The sequence below is a fragment of the Leisingera sp. F5 genome, from assembly GCF_001593695.1.
Genome location: NZ_LUKH01001208.1, coordinates 1 through 1,192 on the forward strand (window position 1 = coordinate 1; position 1,192 = coordinate 1,192).

General features: G+C 59.6%; 1 protein-coding gene and 1 pseudogene. Both read right to left on the reverse strand.

The features are described 5' to 3' along the window. Positions 1-361 (reverse strand): EamA family transporter (locus tag A2I95_RS40180; RefSeq protein WP_367153219.1); only part of this gene is annotated, 361 nt, incomplete at its 3' end. Positions 362-556: 195 nt separating this feature from the next. Beyond that, positions 557-1,159: pseudogene (locus A2I95_RS40185) on the reverse strand (helix-turn-helix domain-containing protein); the annotation flags it as partial. Positions 1,160-1,192 lie beyond the last annotated feature (33 nt).

A 1,192-nucleotide genomic window follows, 5' to 3' on the forward strand; every position in this document is an offset into this window, starting at 1 on the left:
GGGCAATGCTGAACAACGGATTGATATAGTAGCCCAATGCCGCGTCCAACGCCCGGCCAGAGGCAATCGACCAGACATAGATCCCCCAATTCACCGAAATCAGCGCCGCGGTGATACAGGCCATGCCTAGCATCCGGGGGTTTTTCAGCGCCGCCTGCAGCTCCCTTGTCCGCCGCAGGATGAGCAGAAGCGCCCCTGCGACGGGCACTGACCAGATCACCCGGTGGGTAACAACCTCAGCCGCGGGAATGTGCGACAGTGCTTTCATGTAAAGCGGCAAAAAACCCCACATCAGATAGGCCGCAATGGCAAAAGCCAACCCGCGGGGCGTGTCTGTGTTTTCGGAGGGCGGCTGTGTCATGGGGAGTTCCTGTCCAGAACGCTGTTATGGCTGGTTTTAACAATGTTGAAACATTGTTTTCTGCGAATGCGGATATTCACATGTTGAATGGCTGCGCCGGCATGCCGTTCTGGACACATTGCGCAAAAAAACGGCCCCGGAAACCGGGGTCGCAGTGCAAATGGGGGGGTAAGCAGTTCGGGCTAAAACCGCCCGTCAGGCTTCAAGCGACCGGCGCAGCATCTCCACATCTTCGGCGATCTGGCCGTCAGTGGTCTTCAGCTCCTCGATACGCTTCACACCATGCATGACAGTGGTATGGTCGCGCCCGCCAAAGCGACGGCCGATTTCCGGCAAGCTGCGGCTGGTCAGCTGCTTGCACAGGTACATCGCCACCTGGCGCGGGCGCGCATAAGAGCGCAAGCGCTTGGGGCCGATGATGTCGGACATGCGGATGTTGTAGTACTCGGAAACCTTGCGCTGGATCTCCTCGACAGTGATCTTTCGCTCGGAGGCGCGCAGCACGTCGGCCAGACAGTCCTGGGTCAGGTCCATGTCGATCTCACGCCCCACAAGCGAAGCAAACGCAAACAGCCGCGTCAGAGCGCCTTCGAGCACGCGAACGTTGGTCGAGATGCGGTGTGCCAAGAATTCCAGCACGCCATCGGCGATGCACAGATCCGGGTAGGTTTGGCGCTGCTGCTCCACCTTGGTCTGCAGGATGCCCAGGCGCAATTCATAGTCGGTCGGGTGCAGGTCAACCACCAGGCCGCACTGCAGGCGGGACTTCACCCGGTCTTCCAGATCCTTGATCTCGCCCAGAGGCGATGAACGCGCTCAACAAGGAGCTCA